Below are 18075 nucleotides of genomic sequence, written 5' to 3' on the forward strand. Positions count from 1 at the left end.
AAGCCTCCATTTGTTTAGTTTACTCGACGGATGATAAAAAGGCGTCATAATAAGCGATGTAACCAGAGAGGTTATGTTCGACATCGTCAATTCTTGTTCTAAAGGTATGATGTCGGATGAAAAACGCCCCCATAATCCGTGCTGGTCGTTTATGATAGATCGCTAATTCCGGATAAAAGAAACCATTTCGTTGATATTCCGCCCTTTTCTGTATTGTTTTTACCAATTTGTCTTCATCAAAGTTGTCTAATAAATGGCGGGAGTTGGTCTGCTTAAGCCGTTCTACCATGCGATGTGCTGCTACCGTCAATTCCAGAAAGGTTGGATAGGTGGTAATGCGTTGATAAATATAATCTAAACGACCTGCTACATTTTGCAATCCAAATTGAAAATATTTCTCTTCAGAGCAGTAAATAGTAAGCTCATTGGTACAATAGCTTAACCAGTGGTCATGGTTTTTCCAATAATCGTTGGCAATAAAATAGTCAAAAGCATGCTGAACCATCTGTAAGTGTTCCGCATTTTCTGAGAGATGATACAAGCGCATTAAAGCAAAGGCAGCTTCACCATCATAATATATGGTTCGATAAGCTTGTTTCATTTTCAAAGAAGGAAAGTCCAAGATATGGACAAAGGAACCATCTGGTTGTTGCATCCGTTTGATCCCATTTGCTAATGCGTTAGCCAGATCTAAGTATTGTTCATTTTTAAAAACGGTAGTGAATTTGGTTAATGCAAGTATGGCTGCTGCATTTCCTCCTAATTTTATTTCATAACCACCTGGAATCTGTTCCAGAAGAAATGCCTCGTGCTCATTATCATTAGTAGTAATATAAGTTTCTACCAAGTATTGGATCCCGCTCGTAATTGCTACTTTTAAATCCTCATTTGGGAGGAATTCGTAGGATTCGCACATAGCGTATAGTGTACTGCAATGCCGTAGAGTGTTATAATGCTCAATTTCCCGATCAAAGCAAGAAAAATATCCATAAGTAAATCTACCGTCTTCATGTACTAAATGTGTCAAATATTGCTGGCTTGCTTGAACCATGGATACGATCTCTTCTTTAGTTAATGCGGTGTTTCTTCGGCCATTGTTTCGTTCATCCATATGTAATTCATAACACTTCTCATCTGCTAGGAAATATCCTTTTGTTTGAAATAGTTGCACAGAAGATACTTTATTAAAATCCAAAGCAGGCAGGTTAGGTCGATGTTTTTTTATGTATAATTGCAGATTTTTTTCGTCAATAAAGGCACGTTTATTCTGTTTGTCATATTTTAAGACAGCATTTCCGTTTAGTTCTTGTTCAAGAAAAGCATGGTTAAAATTTTGGTCGAAACTAACCCCATAACGAAAATAGTAGCGCTTAGTCTGTGTGAGTCGCTTAATAAATTCAAAAACGGAGAGCGCTTCGGTGTTTTTGACTATATCTATTTTTATATAAGGAAAATCATGTGATTGTTTGGAGATAAACGATTCTCCAAGGTGAACGAGTTTGGTCCATGACTTTTGAAAGGAATTTGCCTTTACGTGAAATACAATCGCACGATGCTCTAATGTGCCCAATGAGAGGAACAAAATCGTCTCTTTTGATTGGTTTAGGGATTCTTTGTCAGCAATATAATGATATAACTGCTCCATTCGTTCCTTGAATGTCTTTGCCTTTTGTAAGGTTGTGGTATTCATGAGATCCTTCCCCCTAGGACAGATTTTATTGGAAAAGAGGAGAAGCAAATGTGTTGTCATTTGCTTCTCGAAAGGATTACAACGAAATATACATGTACTTATGAATGTTTTTTCTTACGACCAAACAATCTAGCTGCAATACCAGCAAGTAATGCACCAATACCGCCTACTCCATACATCCATAAGGACGTAGCTGTGTCTGGCAATTTATTTCCTGAATCTCCGTTAGATCCGTTATCAGAACCGGCGTTTGAACCATCATCAGAATCAGAACCAGAACCAGCGTTACCGCCATTTGGATCTTCTGGAACCGTGACATAATCATCATCGCTTACTTCGCCAGCTTCATCGGTTGCGACAATATTTAATACATCGCCAATGTTTACGGAACTACCTGCAAGATGAACGGTGTATTCACCTGTCTCAGAATCATATTGTGTGTTTTCAATGGTCACCTCATTGCCGTTACTATCGATAATATCGATGTCAGCCAATCGTTCATCTGATTCGAAGGAAATATCATAACCATCGTCACTATTTCCATCAATCTCAATATCGGTTAAGATCGGTGCTCCATCTAAGTCAGCATCCCCATCATCATCTTCACCACCATCTCCATCACCATTATCTGGATCTTCTGGAACCGTGACTGTCTCCTCGTCGTTTGTGTTTCCGGCTGCATCGGTAGCTGCAATGATAAGTTCGTCATTCACTTCCACGGCATCTCCGGCGATTAGTAACAAATACTCACCAGATTCTTCGTCAACGATTACGTCGGTGATATCAATTTCTTCTCCTGTTTCACTATCCGTTAGCTGAATATCTTCTAACACTTCATTGGATGTGAAGGAGATTCCATAACCATCTGCGCTGGATCCTGAAATATTGACATTATCGAGCTCTGGTGCTGTAGTGTCTGTTTCGTTATCCGAGTCAGAATCACTGTCGGAATCAGAATCGCTATCGGAATCCGAGTCACTGTCGGAGTCAGAATCACTATCGGAATCCGAGTCACTGTCGGAGTCAGAATCACTATCGGAATCAGAATCACTGTCCGAGTCAGAGTCGCTATCGGAATCAGAATCGCTATCCGAGTCAGAATCACTGTCGGAATCAGAGTCACTATCCGAGTCAGAATCACTGTCGGAATCAGAATCGCTATCGGAATCAGAGTCACTATCCGAGTCAGAGTCACTATCGGAATCAGAATCGCTATCGGAATCAGAATCGCTATCGGAATCAGAGTCACTATCGGAATCAGAATCGCTATCCGAGTCAGAATCACTGTCGGAATCAGAGTCACTATCCGAGTCAGAGTCACTATCGGAATCAGAATCGCTATCCGAGTCAGAATCACTGTCGGAATCAGAATCGCTATCCGAGTCAGAATCACTGTCGGAATCAGAATCGCTATCGGAGTCAGAGTCGCTATCGGAATCAGAGTCACTGTCGGAGTCAGAATCACTATCAGAATCAGAGTCACTATCAGAATCATCATCTTCATCAAATACAATCGTATCTTGAGAATTTAGACTAGAAAGTAATTCTGCATCAATCACTGTGCTATTTACACCAGCACCATATACGGGAACCTCTCCAGATACCCCAGCTGGATTATTAACGGCTAGATTTAAGTCAACGGTTGTCTGACCAAGCAATTGGACACTTGCTAGATCACTAGATAAATCAATGGTGCCATTAGAAATGTCATCGATAATGCCAGTAGCTTCGCCTGCTACATCGGTTAGACTACTTAATACGCCGTTAATCGAGTCATTTAATCCACCAATAATTAAACCGACACCAGGAATATCTTCTGCACCAGGTAAGATTTCGATTTCCACCCCATTGATGGCGTCTACAACATTTTGCAAAGTGCTGACAATAACATCATTTACAGCAGTTTCTAAATGTTGGCCAATACCATCAGAGAAATTAACCACAACCGTACCATCTGGATTTACTGTTACCTCCACTTGGTCATTATATTGAGCTAAGTCGGCTAAGGCGTCATCTATATTTGTTAAGGCATCAAGAGCACCTTCTAATTCAGAAATACCATTTATCGTGAGTAGATCTTCAGGTATGATACTGCTTTGCAAGTCATCGACAACACCTAACACTTCACCAACAACACTATTTAAATCACCTGTTAACCCATCAATAGCAGGTCCTAAGCCAGGTAAGTCATCCATGGTGACCGCCGTGATATCTACAGATACATCTGCTGGACCAGTTGATGACAGTTGGCCTGCTAAATCCTCAAGGTTAAATACGACGACTCGTTCTGGACCAATTAGTTCTGCATCGGCTAAGCCGGTACCAGTTAAACCGAGATCTAGACTATATGGATCGTCAGCAACAGGTTCTGTCAAATCAGCCGTAACATCGACATTCGTTAATAACTGCACTTCTGCTAAACTAGCAGCTTGTACCTCTATACTAGAATTGGTTAAGTATTTTCCTAGAAAACCGTCAGCTGGCGCAGGTGAAGTAGATAATAATAAGAGCGTTGCTGAAGCTGCGGCTGCCATCTTTTTCATGCTTGACGTTTTTACTCTTTGCTTTTGATCCATTTTCTTTTTGTAATCAAAATTTCTCAAATGAATACCTCCTCAATCTATCTCTTATCTATATATTTATTCTCACATGTTCAACAGTGTTGTACGGTCCCCCTTGTTATATACATATTCATGTGAGTCTTTCTCCCAACTATCATAAAATTTCTAGAGCACTATAGCCTAAATAATAGCTAAAAAGTGGATATAATATAGACAATAAATAAAATTATATTAATTTTATTTAACAAAAAAGGTTAAAAATAAATTAATTATTAACCTTTTTGTAATAATCCAAAAGTGTTCTAGAGAATATTAGGTAATATGCTAGGTCAATAATCTTGTTATGTCAATAACCCCCAATATCGAAAGTAAAAGCTATATATGGACAAATTAGTAAAAAATAATCATGAAGTAACTAGGAATAATTAATTACCATAATTTTCAGAAAATAATGACAAATGCCATGATCATGGAAATAAAGGGATGAAATACAAAAAATAATCCATTTTATAATTTTATGAAAAATGGAAAAAATAATGTCGAATACCATCGAACGATTGAGCATAATTGACTATGTAAAATTTTTGTCATATGGCTGTTATTTTGTCGTTATTTTATCTTTTTTAGGGAATATTGATTGTGTAAATTCCATTTAATATCTTTGATCAGGGATAAATGCTAGTACATGATCAACAAAAATCGTCAAAAAAATGTAACGCCTTATAAGCGATAGAGCACCGAAAGGCGTGTATAATAAGAGGTAATGGTGAAAACTTGCTATTAAAGGAGGATTTTCTGCATGTTGAAGGCATTTATGACAACCCTTCGCTCAAAGTTGTATGTCATGCTAGGGCTTGCGATTTTACTGGCTGCGGCGATTGTTGTCCAAGCTTTCTTGATCGTCTCGATTATCGAGCGGATATTTTTAGAATCAGTGGCTTTCTCCAATATTCTAACCACCATCCTGTTACTGTGTATCGCCTTATTACTGCGAATGACGCTGCAGTATGGCGTGAAATATCTAGGTATGCGTATGGCGCGAGCAGCAAAAATAGATATTCGACAACAGTTGCTCAGTCATTTTATCAAACAGCCTATTTTGGAAGCGAATAAGGGACAATCCGGTGACAAAACAAGCCTTTTTATGGATACAGTAGACGAAGTGGATAATTACTTTAGCCAATATATGCCGCAAATGATTCAATCCGTCGTTATCACGGTAACTATTTTGTTGGTTATTCTTATTCAAAATTGGTCTAGTGCACTGATCATTCTGGTGTCGGCACCGTTTATTCCCATTTTTATGATGATTATTGGTTTCAAAACAAAAGATAAATCACAGGAACAATTGGCTGCTTTAGCCTCTTTTTCCGGCACGTTTCTGGATACGCTGCAAGGCTTGCCATCATTAAAGCTATTGGGCAGGTCCAAGGCACAACGGGAAAAAATAGCGGAAAGCAGTCAACAGTTTCGGGCGGCGACGATGGACGTTCTGAAGGTGGCTTTTTCCAATTCGCTGGCCTTAGAGTTTATTTCTATGCTTAGCATTGGTCTGATTGCCTTAGAAATTGCCATTCGAATGATTATTTTTGAAAATTTAACCTTCTCGGTTGGCTTTTTGATTTTATTGTTGGCTCCCGAGTTATTTAATCAATTAAAACAGCTAGGTTCGGCTTTTCATACGGGACGAACCAGTATGGGAGCTGCCCGTCGTTTGGAAGAGGTATTGGAACAGACAGCAGAACCGGTAGAATGGGGAAATCAACAACTGCAACAAGATGAGATTCCGACATTAAGAATGGAACAGGTTACGTTTCAATATGGAGAGGGGGCCTTCCAGCTGGCGCCGATCCGTTTTACCATTCCGTCAAATAGTCACATCGCTATTATTGGGAAAACGGGTGCTGGAAAATCCACGTTATTGCATCTATTAGCAGGTTTGATTCCTGCTAGCACAGGCACCTATTTTATAAATGACCTCGAACAGTCAGCAGTGGATAAAGCGACTTGGTTTGAACAAATCAGCTATGTCTCCCAACATCCATATCTACTTTCCGCAACGGTACGTGACAACATTTTATTAGGTGCGAAAGAAACATATGACGATCAAACTATTCAGCATATCGCTGAACAAGCGGGGATTTGGCGTTGGATCACCCAGTTACCTGATGGCTTGGATACATGGATAGGAGAAGGGGGCAGGGGACTGTCTGGCGGGGAAAAACAGCGGATAACATTAGCACGCGCTTTCTTGAAAAAACCCCATATTATCCTATTTGATGAGCCAACAACAGGTTTGGATATTCAAACAGAACAACTGTTGCAGTCTTCCATGGCGTTATTACGAAATCAGGCAACCGTCATTACTGTGGCCCACCGCCTCCATACGATACGAAGCGCGGATCAGATTTTATTATTAGAGGAAGGTTACTTGACAGCACAAGGGACACATGCTGAACTACTAGAAACCAGTAAGATTTATCAAGAGATGCTCCAAGCACAGCAAGGAGGTAAGCCGTGATGAAGGATGTAGCTATCGTACTACGCATGCTGTTAAAAGAGAAAAAAGATGTGCTATTGTCGATTCTGTTCGGTTTTATCGCGGGAATGACAGCGGTGGGATTATTCTCGGCAAGTGGTTATTTAATCTCACAGGCGGCGCTGGCTCCTCCGATTTATACATTGATTGTGATTGTTGCCTTGGTAAAACTGTTGGGAATCACTTCTGCGGTTAGCCGTTATGGCGAGCGGTACGTTTCTCATCGTGGCACCTTTACGATGTTAAAGAATATTCGTGTCTATGTGTATGATCGCATCGAACCTATTGCGGATCGATTGCTGCAACGCTATCGAAGTGGGGATATATTAGCGAGAATTGTGGGGGACGTGGAGTCACTGCAGTATTTCTTTTTACGTGTGTTCTATCCTCCGATTGTATTAGTGACGGTAATGCTAACTACGATCTTATTTACGACCATTTTTTCCATAAAAATAGCGATCACAATGGTCATAGGGATGGTCGTGCTTGTTCTGTTCATCCCTGCCTGCTTCTATCTGCAAGAAAAAAAGAGGGCAAGCAAGGTTCGGGAGAGCAGAGGTGCTTTGTCTGCGGAATTCACCGAATATTTATATGGCTTTCAAGAATTAACGATTTATCAGCAAGCAGACGAAAAGGAACAACAATTACTGGCAGCCATGAAAGAATATGAAGCAGAGAAATTAAGCGAAAATCGTCGGCACGCCTTCCAAGAAACGGTGATGATCTTTCTTGCCTTCTTTCTTGCCGTGATCGTTTTAGTACAAGCGAGTTTTTATGTGACAGAAGGGTCCTTGTCGGGCGTGTTGTTGGCGATGCTGTTTATGATTGCACTGACGGCCTTTGAGGATGCACCGATGATGGCGACATTCCCCGCATATTTGGATCAAAGCAGACAGGCCTCCCAACGCTTGATAGAAGTATGGAGCGGGGAAGAAGCAGCATCATCAACACCTGCAAAACAGATGGCACAGCAAGAGGCTTTAGCGTTTCAATTTGATCAGGTCTCGCTGCAATACCTTGATCAGCCGACATCCTTTGTGAAAGAGATATCCCTGGATATTCCGGCCGGGTCAAAGGTGGCGATTGTAGGGGCGAGCGGCTCGGGTAAGTCCACGTTAATGCAGGCAATGCTTGGATTCTTGCCGGTGACAAGCGGTTGTTTATCGGTACAGCAGACCCCGATCGAAACGTGGGAAAAGGAATCACTGTGGCGTATCATGAATGTCTCTCTACAGCAGAATCACTTTTTTTACGGGAGTGTAGGGGACAATCTTGCCTTGGCCAATCCTAGTGCAACGGAGGATAATTTACGAGTAGCGTTGAACAAAGCCACGTTATCACACCTTGCCCTTGATGACTTGGTCCAAGAAAGTGGTGCCAACTTATCTGGTGGTGAAAAACAACGACTGGCATTAGCGCGGTTATTTCTCCATCCTGCTGACACATGGCTGTTGGATGAGCCAACTTCTTCATTGGACGCCATCACCGAGCAGCAAGTTATGCAGCAGGTGTATCAACACGCAGCAGACGCTACCATCGTTATGATCCGCCATCGACTAACTGGATTGGAGCAAATGGATCAAATTGTTGTGATGGATCACGGTGAGGTAGTGGAACAAGGGACCTATCAAGAACTGATGAAGCAAACAGATGGTTATTTTAGGAAGATGAAGCGGTTAGAGGAAGAGCAATTGCGATTCAGCTAATGATTAAAAAAACAGCACTCCTCGAAAAAGGAGTGCTGTTTCCATTATCCCTTCCTAACCACCACAAATGCTAATCCAATGGCGGCGAATAACACAATAAAGGGAGCAATAAAAATTAGAAAATCATTAAACATCGCCATCACTTCTTTCCTTTTTTATAATTTTCGTCAAATAAGAAAAGTCGCAGTAATAAATATAAAGAAGGAATCAATAAGGCCATCCCCAGGATAAAGACAACCACTAAGGAAATTGCCATTGCTTGATTGGTGAACCCTTCATAAATGCTGAAATGTGGATAGAGTAAATACGGATAATGTGAAATCCCATATCCAAAAAAGGCAAAAGCGAATTGCCCAACTAATAGCCAAAAGGCGGTGCCATAGTTGCGGCGCTGCCAAATCAGCCAAATCGTTAATCCCCATAAAATAAAGGAGATAGCAAACATCCACCATAAATCAAGAATACTTTGATAATGCTCGTAATTATGGGCGCGTAATTCAAAAATAATCCCTCCGGCGGCGATAATTAGTGGAACCGCCCAGCCCAAGGCGTATTTACGCATCAGAGCAGTGGCTCCTTGATCTCCCGTTTGATCGGCATACCAGGTCAGGAATACCGCGGATATATATAAGACAGCAATCAAGCTTAACACCACAATCGACCATGTCAGCGGACTGAAGAATAAATCACGGTAACTAAGGCTTGGCTCTCCATTGGTAATTGATACAAAGCCACCTTCTGAGATGGTAAGCACAATCGACAAGGATGCCGGAATCAGTAAACCAGATAAGCCGTACATGATTGCGTAGCCTTTATGCCCCTTTTTTCCATAGGATTCAAAGGCGTAATAGGAACCGCGAATCGCTAACAGGACTAAGGCTAGACTTCCAGGTATTAACAGAATCGTGCCATAATAGAAAGCCGTCTCCGGAAAGAAACCGATAATCCCGACAAAGAAGAAAACGAAAAAGACATTGGTCACTTCCCAGACAGGAGATAAGTAACGTTGAATAATTTTCGAAACGACATGTTGTTTACCAGTTACAATACTGTAGGCATTAAAGAATCCGGCACCATAATCGATCGAACCAACAATAATATAGCCGAATAGAAATAACCATAAAACGGAGATACCAAGTATTTCAAGTGTCATGTTTGATCACCCCCATGGTAGTCTTGTAAATCTTGTTCAACCGGATTGTTGCGGAACATATGGCGTAATACGACCACGGTACCGACACCGAGAATAAAATATAAAGCGACGAATAGGATAAACATCCAGCCGACATAATCACTGGTGGTAGCCGCTTCTTCCACGCGCATGAGACCACGTAATATCCATGGCTGCCGTCCTACCTCTGCCATCCACCAGCCGGCTTCAATCGCAAGAAACGACAGGGGTCCACCAAGTACAATCAGCCAGCGATACCAATTTTTACGAATAAAGGACCAATTCCGCCAGGTACCAACCCAATAAACAAAAGAAAGTACGAGCATAAAGACACCGATCGTCACCATTAGATCAAAGAAAAAGTGAATTAAAAGCGGTGGCTGTTCATCGGCTGGAAATTCCTCCAACCCTAATACCTCAGCATTAGGTACGCCGTGTGCCAGTATACTCAAGGCGAATGGGATTTCCAAGGCGTACTGTGGTTCATTATTTTCATCTAACGTACCCCACATGACAAGCGGAGCTTCGGTTGACGTTTCAAAATGCCATTCTGCTGCCGCGAGCTTCTCTGGCTGGTGCTCAGCCAAATACTTACCAGAAAGGTCCCCGATTAGGGCGGAAGACAAGGCAAAGACAAAACCGATTTTTATGGTCATGTGTAAGGCTTTTTTATGATATTGCTTGTGAGAGCCTTTGATCAAACGAAATGCAGCAATTGCAGCCAACATAAAAGCGACTGTCATATAACCAGTTGATAACACGTGCGCCACCTTGGTTGGCATGGAGACCGTAAACATGGCGGCAATCGGATTGGCATTGACCAATTCGCCGTTTACGATATCGAATCCAGCCGGGCTGTTCATAAACGAATTCACCACCGTAATAAAGTAGGCCGACATCCCACCGCCGACAGCGACAGGAATTAATAATAGTAAATGCTTCTTCTGGTTATCAAAGCGATCCCATGTGTATAAATAAATACCCAAGAATATGGCTTCGAAGAAAAAGGCAAATACCTCCATAAACAATGGTAGAGCGATAATATTTCCGGCCAGTTCCATAAAGCTTGGCCATAATAAAGAAAGCTGTAAGCCAATCGCCGTACCAGTGACAACCCCAACAGCTACGGTGACAACAAAGCCTTTTGCCCAGCGTCGAGCTAGTAATAAGTAATGGGGGTCATTATTACGAATTCCAATCCATTGGGCAATCATAATCATTAACGGCAACCCAACCCCAATGGTGGCGTAAATAATATGAAAGGATAAGGTTAATAGTGTGAGCAGTTGACTGGCATAGGCCGGGTCTTCAAATAACATAAGTAGTCCTCCTTTGCTGAACGAAATGGCTTTTTCCCTATAATTATGTTACCCGAAAAGGTCATATCTTAATTCCATTTGGTGATTTTTTTGCACTTTAAGAAAGTAAAAAGAATGTAAGGAATAAAGTATAAGTGCAACTAAGGTATTCACAAAAGGATTGGCGAATGCCAAGTTTTCTTTATTAGATAAGAAAGTATATCATTTTGCATGAATAAATTCTTATTCAGGAACAGCCGTGTCCAGCTCCAAGCGCCAAACTTTAGAGATTTCACGACACGCCCTACGATAAAGAAGACTTAGCGACTGGCAAGCCAACAGGCGCAGACAGAGCTAAAGTCGCACTTATGTCCTGCGGGTGAAAGTCAACATCGACTCCTCACGTCGCCGTGTTTCCTTTATCTCAGTTGCAACGCGCAGGTCTCTACGTTTTTAAGAGGGCGCTCCTGCGCTTTTCGTTCAAAATAGGGTCATTCTTTCCCTATTATAGCAGATTTGTTTGACTTGTGGAGGGGATAATAGTGAAGGTTTAATGAAAATGACCAGGAAATAATAAGCAACACAGCCTGATAATAGTGACAGCAAACGAAAAATATGGATATCATTTTGAAGAACAACCAAAGAATACTTCTACCCATGATAGGATGTATGGTATGCTTAGAAAAAGCAGCGCTGTATCATGTGAAACTTTTTTGACAAGAGAGCGTATATAAGATATACCGAAAGGAGTGTGTCAAGATGAGTTTCTTTCATCGGTTGAAGACCGTAGCAAAAAGTTATATGATAAAAGATAATAAAAAATGGCAAAGAATGAAAGATGATACCGAAAAAACGATGCGAGAACTGCAGACCAAAATCGATACCTACCAAATGAAGATTCAGCAAGCAGATCAGGAAATCATTAGTCAGCAGGCGAAAGTAAATAAGTTGGCCCGCTATCAGGAGAAAGCAGATCAGCCCGAGCAAAAACAGCAATTTGCCTTACAACAGCAGCAAGCAGAGCAAGAAATCAAACAATTAGAACAGAGGAAATGGCAGCTGGAGCAATCACTGGCTCCTTATCAGCACCGTTTTCAGCAAATCGATCAAGACTTTGCGGAAACGTTGGCTTACATTCAGGCAATGGAAGCGGAAGCAGCCTCCAAACAGCAAGAAGCAGAAACCATTCAGCAATTACAGCAGTACGAAGATAAAGTAAGACGACAATTAGCAGAAGCAGAGGCATTACTAGAACTAAGGAATTCGAGGTGAGGAACGTATGTTAGTACACTATAAGTGCCCTAGCTGTGGGGCTGATATGAAATTTGACAGTGGCTCGGGTCATTTATCATGTGACAGCTGCGGACATGAGGAGCATATTGATACATATGATGACGTCAATATTTCACACTCTTTTGAAGAAAGTGAAGCCAAAGAATACCATTGTGATAATTGCGGTGCAGTGGTGATAACGGATGCGGATACAACGGCAACCTCTTGTAGCTTTTGTGGTGCAGGGGTGGTGCTGGCCGATCGATTATCAGGGAGTTTGGCACCAGCTCAGGTTATTCCTTTTACCATTAGTAAGGAAGAAGCGATGGCCGCTTTTAAAAAATGGTGTAAAAATGGACGTTTGACACCAAAAGGGTTTATGACGGCCGATCGCGTCAAAGGAATTACTGGAATGTATGTTCCTTTTTGGATGTATGACTTAGATAATGACGTGGAAGTGAAAGCTACCGGTACTAGAGTGAAGACATATCGGCGCGGTGATTACCGTTATCGTGAAACGCATTATTACAGTGTCTATCGTGATATTGATGTCAGCTATTTAAAGGTGCCTGTCGATGCCTCGGAGAAAATGGATGATCAGCTGATGGATAAACTAGAACCTTATCATTATGGCGAGTTAAAAGACTTTAAAACTCCTTATCTAGCAGGCTATTTGGCAGAAAAGTATAATTATACCGATAAAGAGTTATTTGGCAGGGTCAAGGATAAGATCGGCAAGTTTATCGATTCCTATGTGGCTTCGACGATCAATGGTTATTCATCGGTTTCTTACGACCATAAACATATCGATACCAAACAGCGTAACAGCTATTATGTTTTGTTACCAGTTTGGATGGTGTATTATGACTTTGATAAACAGGAGCACACCTTTGCGATGAATGGTCAAACTGGCAAGATTGTCGGAAAACCGCCGCTAAGCTATAAAAAAGCAGCGATTTGGTTTTCCAGTATTGCGGGTGGCTCCTTTGTTATCTTTAAGTCGATCGCGCTGATGTTAGGTGGTGGCTGGCTATGAGAAAATATCTTGCTGCCTTATGTTTCATCGTATTGGTTTCGTTGCTCTGGTTACCAGCAAGTTTTGCGGTAGAGCAATATATTTACGATGATGGGAATCTTTTGAACGATGGAGAAAGGGAAGAGCTAACACAACTAGCAGAAGAATACAGTGCTAATCATGATGTGAATTTGCTTATTGCTACGGCAACAGATCTTGGCGGTCGTGATGTCGTTCAGTATACCGAAGATTTTTATGATGAGCATGATACTGAATTCGGTGACGCCGCCATTTTGACGATTGATATGTCGGAAAATCGAGAAGTATATTTAGCAGGATTTGGTAAGGGAGAGCAATATTTAGAGGATAGTCGCCTCGATCAAATTAGAGAACAGATTACTCCGTATTTATCTAATGAGAACTTCTTTGCTGCCGGTGAATTATATTTGGAAAAGGCCGATCAGTACTTAGGTGTTAATCCGATCATTAATCCGGAAAGTATTTTGTTGAAAACATGGTTTCAATTGGTTGTAGCGGTTGTGATCGGCGGTGCCATTGTTGGATTTATGATATTTAATATGGGCGGCCGGGTAACGGTGGATCATCAAACCTATGTCGATGCCAATAACTCCAAAGTAAAAAGGAAAAAAGATACTTATGTGCGCAAGACCGTGTCCAAAACAAAAATCCAAAAGAACTCAGGTGGCGGCCGAGGTGGCGGTGGCGGCGGTGTAACCAGCGGCGGTCATTCCCATTCAGGCAGTCGTGGCGGTTTCTAGCACATGTTTATATTTTAACAGGAAAGGATGAAAGCAGATGTTTGATTTTTTCAAAGACCAGTTTGCCAATGTCGTCGAATGGGAAGAATTCCGCGATGATATGATTTTCTGGAAATGGAATAATAATGAGATAAAAAAGGGAAGTAATTTAATTATTCGATCCGGCCAGGATGCGATTTTCTTCGATCAAGGAAAAGTAGAGGGTGTTTTTAAAGAGCCGGGCGAGTATGAAATTGAGTCGGAAATCATTCCTTTTTTATCTACTCTAAAAGGGTTTAAATTTGGTTTCAACACCGGGATGCGTGTGGAAGTGCTGTTTGTGAATACGAAAGAATTCACGGTAAAATGGGGAACCAAAAACGCCATTAATATTCCAACCCAGCAACTGCCAGGTGGAATGCCGATTCGCGCCAACGGGACCTTCCAATTCAAGGTCAACGATTATGTCAAGCTGATTGAAAATATTGCCGGGGTGAAGGATAGCTATTTGGTAGAAGATGTACGTTTGCGTATTACGGCGATTCTTGATCAGCTGTTAATGAAGTGGATTAGTAAAGAGGGCAAGGATATGTTTAATCTGCAAGCCAATTCCTTTGAGATCGGTAATGGTATTCGTGAAGACTTGGATATGCAGGTAAACAAGGATGGCCTGGAGATTTGCGGTTTTAACATTATGAGTTTCAATTATCCAAAAGAGATTCAGGATATGATCACAAAATCCGCTTCTCATGGTATGATTGGCGATATGAACCGTTATAAGGAAGTATCGATGACCGATGCGATTGCCTCTGGTAAGTCGGAAGGCGGCAACTCGGCAACGGATATGGCAGGAATGATGATGGGGATGAATATGGCCCAGGAAATGATGAAGGGCATGAACCAAAATCAGTCGAATAATAATAATCAGCAACAGACCTCTAACCAACAGCAGCCTAACCAGCAATCGAATCAACAGGCTGCAGACAACAATCCGTCGCCTGGATCGATTCCTAACTTTTGCCCGAATTGTGGAAGCAAAACAGCTGGAATGAAATTTTGTGGGAATTGTGGTTATAAGTTAGTGTAAATAAACACCTCTCGTCATGTGAAAGACGGGAGGTGTTTGTTTATGGTTGAAATGGATCTGACGTTACGGACTGAGTGCTCCTGAGTCCGCGAGAATCTAGCGGACAGAATATAGCGATGCCACGAATTTTTGTCTGTAAGATTCATTCTAACGGACAGAATATAGCGATGCCGCGTTTTTTTGTCTGTAAGATTCATTCTAACGGACAGAATATAGCGATGCCGCGTTTTTTTGTCTGTAAGATTCATTCTAACGGACAGAATATAGCGATGCCGCGTTTTTTTGTCTGTAAGATTCATTCTAACGGACAGAATATAGCGATGTCACGAATTTTTGTCTGTAAGATTCATTCTAACGGACAGAATATAGCGATGCCGCGTTTTTTTGTCTGTAAGATTCATTCTAACGGACAGAATATAGCGATGCCACGAATTTTTGTCTGTAAGATTCATTCTAACGGACAGAATATAGCGATGCCACGAATTTTTGTCTGTAAGATCTAATGGATGGAGGGGAGGGATCTCACTTGCTCTTTTGATTGGCAAGAACGAGCGGACCATCAAAAAGCCAAACCTCACTAATCATTCATAAATATATTGCAGCACGTCTAGCGCCTGTTCCATCGTTTCTACAGTCACATTCGTTTTATTCGACAATTCTTTAAGCGGATGGATGAGTGACTCTGGACGAATCATAATCGTTGGTTTGCCCATCTGAATAGCGGTGCTCAGGTCCATTGCCGTATTCCACTGTTTGTATTTTTCTCCAAATAAGCCAATGACAATATCTGCTTTCTCAAGTAAGACTTGTGTACGAAAGTTGTTGATATCGGAAGCAGCATCGTCCTTAAAATAGTTATTTGGCTGCTCTCCAAGAATTGCTTCGCCAATATTGTCTGAGCGGTCATGGTTGGTTTGTGGTCCAGAAAACGTTAGAGGTAGTTTCCGTTTTTTGGCTAGTTCAGCAAGTTGTTCCCGCCAATCATCATGAATTTGTCCAGCAAGGTATACGGTTAGTTCCATGTTATCACTCCTTAGGATAGTATTATCTACTATGCTAAAAGTAAACCGAAAAAAATACAACTGTTTAGTCTAACAGTTGTATTTTTCATATCTTATCGTTGTTCCAGCTTGGCAATACGTTCCTCTAATGGTGGGTGAGAAGAGAATAATCTCATCACACTGCTTTTTCCACTGATTTTCATGGTTTGAATCGCATCATCGTTGGAATGATCATCCATTGTGGCACGATCGACATAAGCTTGTAATGAGCGCAAGGCATGCGCCATTTTGTCACGTCCAGCTAAGTCAGCGCCGCCACGATCGGCATGAAATTCCCGATATCTCGAATAGGAACTGACCACAATACTCCCTAAAATAGAGAAGAGAATCTGGAATACAATAATCGAAGCAAAATGTACGATCCATTGCAATTCCGAACGAACTAAACGGGACACAACCGAAGCAACAATACGGGATAAGAAGACAACAAAGGTGTTGACAATTCCTTGTAATAAGGTCATCGTTACCATATCTCCATTAGCAACGTGTGCTACCTCATGGGCAATAACCCCTTCGACAGCATCGTCATCCATCGTATCTAATAACCCCTGAGAGACTGCAACCAGAGAACGCTTTTTCGTTGGACCAGTAGCAAAGGCGTTTACTTCATGTGATTGATAGATACCAACTTCTGGTGTATGTGCTAGTCCAGCTGCACGAGACAAGCGTTCTACTTTTTCATATACGGCACGTTCTTGTCCATAAGCACTGTTCGGGTCAATTACTTTTACCTTCATCATCATTTTTGCCATCCATCGTGACATCGCTAGGGAGATGAAGGAGCCGGCGAAACCGACGATAATACTGAAGACCATGAGGGAACCATAATCAAGTGTCCCATCCAAATTGTACATACTACCTATATTGGTAAAAGATGTGATGACGGTCCAAACAATCACAATGGTTGTCATCACCAAAATGTTTGTCAAAAGAAATAATAAAATTCGTTTACCCATTATCCAACCCCCATATGCATAAAGTTACACATCTATATCATATCACATTTTATTCCGTTTACTAAGGAATTAGCACTGTATATTTTTTGAATATTTAGTGAAAGAGGTATGGGCTGGAGTTGGTAAGGGTGAAAGGTTGCCTATTATAAGAAAAAAGTACTGTGACGTGTTTAGATCCTGATTATCGGATGTTCAAAACCTCTAAAAGATGTTTTTCTTTATATTAAATTGGTCAACAGTATATGGAAACGACAATGTATTTTGGAATAAGCATTTCAAAGAAAAATCAGTGATATTGAAAATTAAATATTCCTTGACAAGAATATTCTTTTTTAGGCATAATTAAATCTATAAGATGACTCAACTTACAGCAAAAGGTTGTGGGTTTCATGTTAAATATTTATAAGGAGTGATTTATAATGACTGAATCGAATGAATTAGGGGACATCACCACGAACATAGGCGACCGGGCGTTTACTATAGAACGTGTCTTTGATGCACCACGTGAACTTGTATTTAAGGCATTCACGGAACCTGAGCATGTTTCTCGTTGGTGGGCACCAAGTGGATTTTCCATGCCGGTGTGTAAGATGGACCTGCGACCGGGTGGTATCTGGCATTATTGTTTTGAATCACCAGAAGGTGAAAAGCATTGGTCAAGATGTGTATATCAAGAAATTGTCGCACCGGAGCGGCTTGTATACACCAGTACCTTGTCAGATGAAGAAGCCAATCCAATAGAAAGCCCACTACCTGAGCATCGGGCAACCATAATATTTGAGGAAAAAGAAGGTAAAACGAAGCTTTCAGTCCATATTCAATTACCTTCCGTCGAAGAACTAAAGGCAACATTGGAAATGGGAATGATGCAAGGATTGAAAGAAACAATGAACAATCTCGACAAACATTTGAAAGAAGTTCAATAACCCCAAAAAACGGTGTCATCATGAATCGAGAAGAA

The 18075-nt window shown here is 41.3% G+C and carries 15 protein-coding genes; 8 read left to right on the forward strand and 7 right to left on the reverse strand.

Features of this window, described 5'->3' with window-relative positions; all coding sequences use genetic code 11:
* Positions 1 to 19: 19 nt before the first annotated feature.
* Together E0E32_RS08420 and E0E32_RS22870 are read right to left on the reverse strand one after the other, a co-directional pair.
* Positions 20 to 1690 carry a glycoside hydrolase family protein gene (locus E0E32_RS08420; protein WP_066191556.1) on the reverse strand — a complete coding sequence of 557 codons (1671 nt, stop codon included), beginning with the start codon at positions 1688 to 1690 and terminating at the stop codon, positions 20 to 22.
* Between the two features lie 98 nt (positions 1691 to 1788).
* Complete coding sequence (locus E0E32_RS22870) at positions 1789 to 4293, reverse strand: adhesive domain-containing protein (protein ID WP_130859573.1); 2505 nt, start codon at positions 4291 to 4293, stop codon at positions 1789 to 1791.
* 757 nt (positions 4294 to 5050) lie between these two features.
* Here E0E32_RS22870 and cydD point away from each other — a divergent pair.
* Together cydD and cydC are read left to right on the forward strand one after the other, a co-directional pair.
* Complete coding sequence (gene cydD / locus E0E32_RS08430) at positions 5051 to 6772, forward strand: thiol reductant ABC exporter subunit CydD (RefSeq protein WP_130859574.1); 1722 nt, start codon at positions 5051 to 5053, stop codon at positions 6770 to 6772.
* Positions 6772 to 8496: a thiol reductant ABC exporter subunit CydC gene (gene cydC, locus E0E32_RS08435; RefSeq protein ID WP_130859575.1), complete on the forward strand. Its 1725-nt coding sequence runs from the start codon at positions 6772 to 6774 to the stop codon at positions 8494 to 8496. Before cydD ends, cydC begins: the two co-directional genes overlap by 1 nt.
* A gap of 44 nt (positions 8497 to 8540) precedes the next feature.
* Here the strand turns inward: cydC and cydS are convergent, their stop codons facing one another.
* Genes cydS through E0E32_RS08445 form a run of 3 tightly spaced genes read right to left on the reverse strand, consistent with a single transcriptional unit; the run spans position 8541 to position 10986 of the window.
* Positions 8541 to 8630 carry a cytochrome bd oxidase small subunit CydS family protein gene (gene cydS / locus E0E32_RS22875; RefSeq protein ID WP_407920065.1) on the reverse strand — a complete coding sequence of 30 codons (90 nt, stop codon included), beginning with the start codon at positions 8628 to 8630 and terminating at the stop codon, positions 8541 to 8543.
* Between the two features lie 5 nt (positions 8631 to 8635).
* Entirely contained in the window at positions 8636 to 9649 is a 1014-nt protein-coding gene (locus E0E32_RS08440; RefSeq protein ID WP_066191567.1) for a cytochrome d ubiquinol oxidase subunit II, read from the reverse strand.
* Entirely contained in the window at positions 9646 to 10986 is a 1341-nt protein-coding gene (locus tag E0E32_RS08445) for a cytochrome ubiquinol oxidase subunit I (protein WP_066191569.1), read from the reverse strand. The genes E0E32_RS08440 and E0E32_RS08445 overlap by 4 nt, the downstream gene beginning before the upstream one ends.
* Positions 10987 to 11724: 738 nt before the next feature.
* On the opposite strand from E0E32_RS08445, the gene E0E32_RS08450 reads away from it, so the two are divergent.
* The 5 genes from E0E32_RS08450 (at position 11725) to E0E32_RS08470 (ending at position 15600) form a co-directional block, all read left to right on the forward strand.
* Positions 11725 to 12237 carry a hypothetical protein gene (locus E0E32_RS08450; RefSeq protein WP_130859576.1) on the forward strand — a complete coding sequence of 171 codons (513 nt, stop codon included), beginning with the start codon at positions 11725 to 11727 and terminating at the stop codon, positions 12235 to 12237.
* 7 nt (positions 12238 to 12244) lie between these two features.
* The gene (locus E0E32_RS08455; RefSeq protein ID WP_066191577.1) at positions 12245 to 13273 is read left to right on the forward strand and encodes a TFIIB-type zinc ribbon-containing protein; all 1029 of its coding nucleotides are present in this window, start codon (positions 12245 to 12247) and stop codon (positions 13271 to 13273) included.
* Positions 13270 to 14031: a TPM domain-containing protein gene (locus E0E32_RS08460; RefSeq protein ID WP_066191578.1), complete on the forward strand. Its 762-nt coding sequence runs from the start codon at positions 13270 to 13272 to the stop codon at positions 14029 to 14031. Before E0E32_RS08455 ends, E0E32_RS08460 begins: the two co-directional genes overlap by 4 nt.
* A 37-nt stretch (positions 14032 to 14068) precedes the next feature.
* Positions 14069 to 15097, forward strand: coding sequence for an SPFH domain-containing protein (locus E0E32_RS08465; RefSeq protein ID WP_066191582.1), 1029 nt, complete (start codon positions 14069 to 14071; stop codon positions 15095 to 15097).
* 116 nt (positions 15098 to 15213) lie between these two features.
* Positions 15214 to 15600, forward strand: coding sequence for a hypothetical protein (locus tag E0E32_RS08470; RefSeq protein WP_130859577.1), 387 nt, complete (start codon positions 15214 to 15216; stop codon positions 15598 to 15600).
* A gap of 78 nt (positions 15601 to 15678) precedes the next feature.
* Here the strand turns inward: E0E32_RS08470 and E0E32_RS08475 are convergent, their stop codons facing one another.
* Positions 15679 to 16119 carry a YtoQ family protein gene (locus E0E32_RS08475; RefSeq protein ID WP_130859578.1) on the reverse strand — a complete coding sequence of 147 codons (441 nt, stop codon included), beginning with the start codon at positions 16117 to 16119 and terminating at the stop codon, positions 15679 to 15681.
* A gap of 92 nt (positions 16120 to 16211) precedes the next feature.
* Positions 16212 to 17114: a protease HtpX gene (htpX, locus tag E0E32_RS08480; RefSeq protein ID WP_066191588.1), complete on the reverse strand. Its 903-nt coding sequence runs from the start codon at positions 17112 to 17114 to the stop codon at positions 16212 to 16214.
* Positions 17115 to 17533: 419 nt separating this feature from the next.
* Here htpX and E0E32_RS08485 point away from each other — a divergent pair, with 419 nt between their 5' ends.
* Positions 17534 to 18040 (forward strand): SRPBCC family protein, encoded by a 507-nt coding sequence (locus tag E0E32_RS08485; protein ID WP_130859579.1) that lies wholly within the window; start codon positions 17534 to 17536, stop codon positions 18038 to 18040.
* The last annotated feature ends 35 nt before the right edge of the window (positions 18041 to 18075 follow it).

This window comes from Gracilibacillus phocaeensis (genome assembly GCF_900626275.1).
In the GTDB taxonomy this organism is placed as follows: domain Bacteria; phylum Bacillota; class Bacilli; order Bacillales; family Amphibacillaceae; genus Gracilibacillus; species Gracilibacillus timonensis.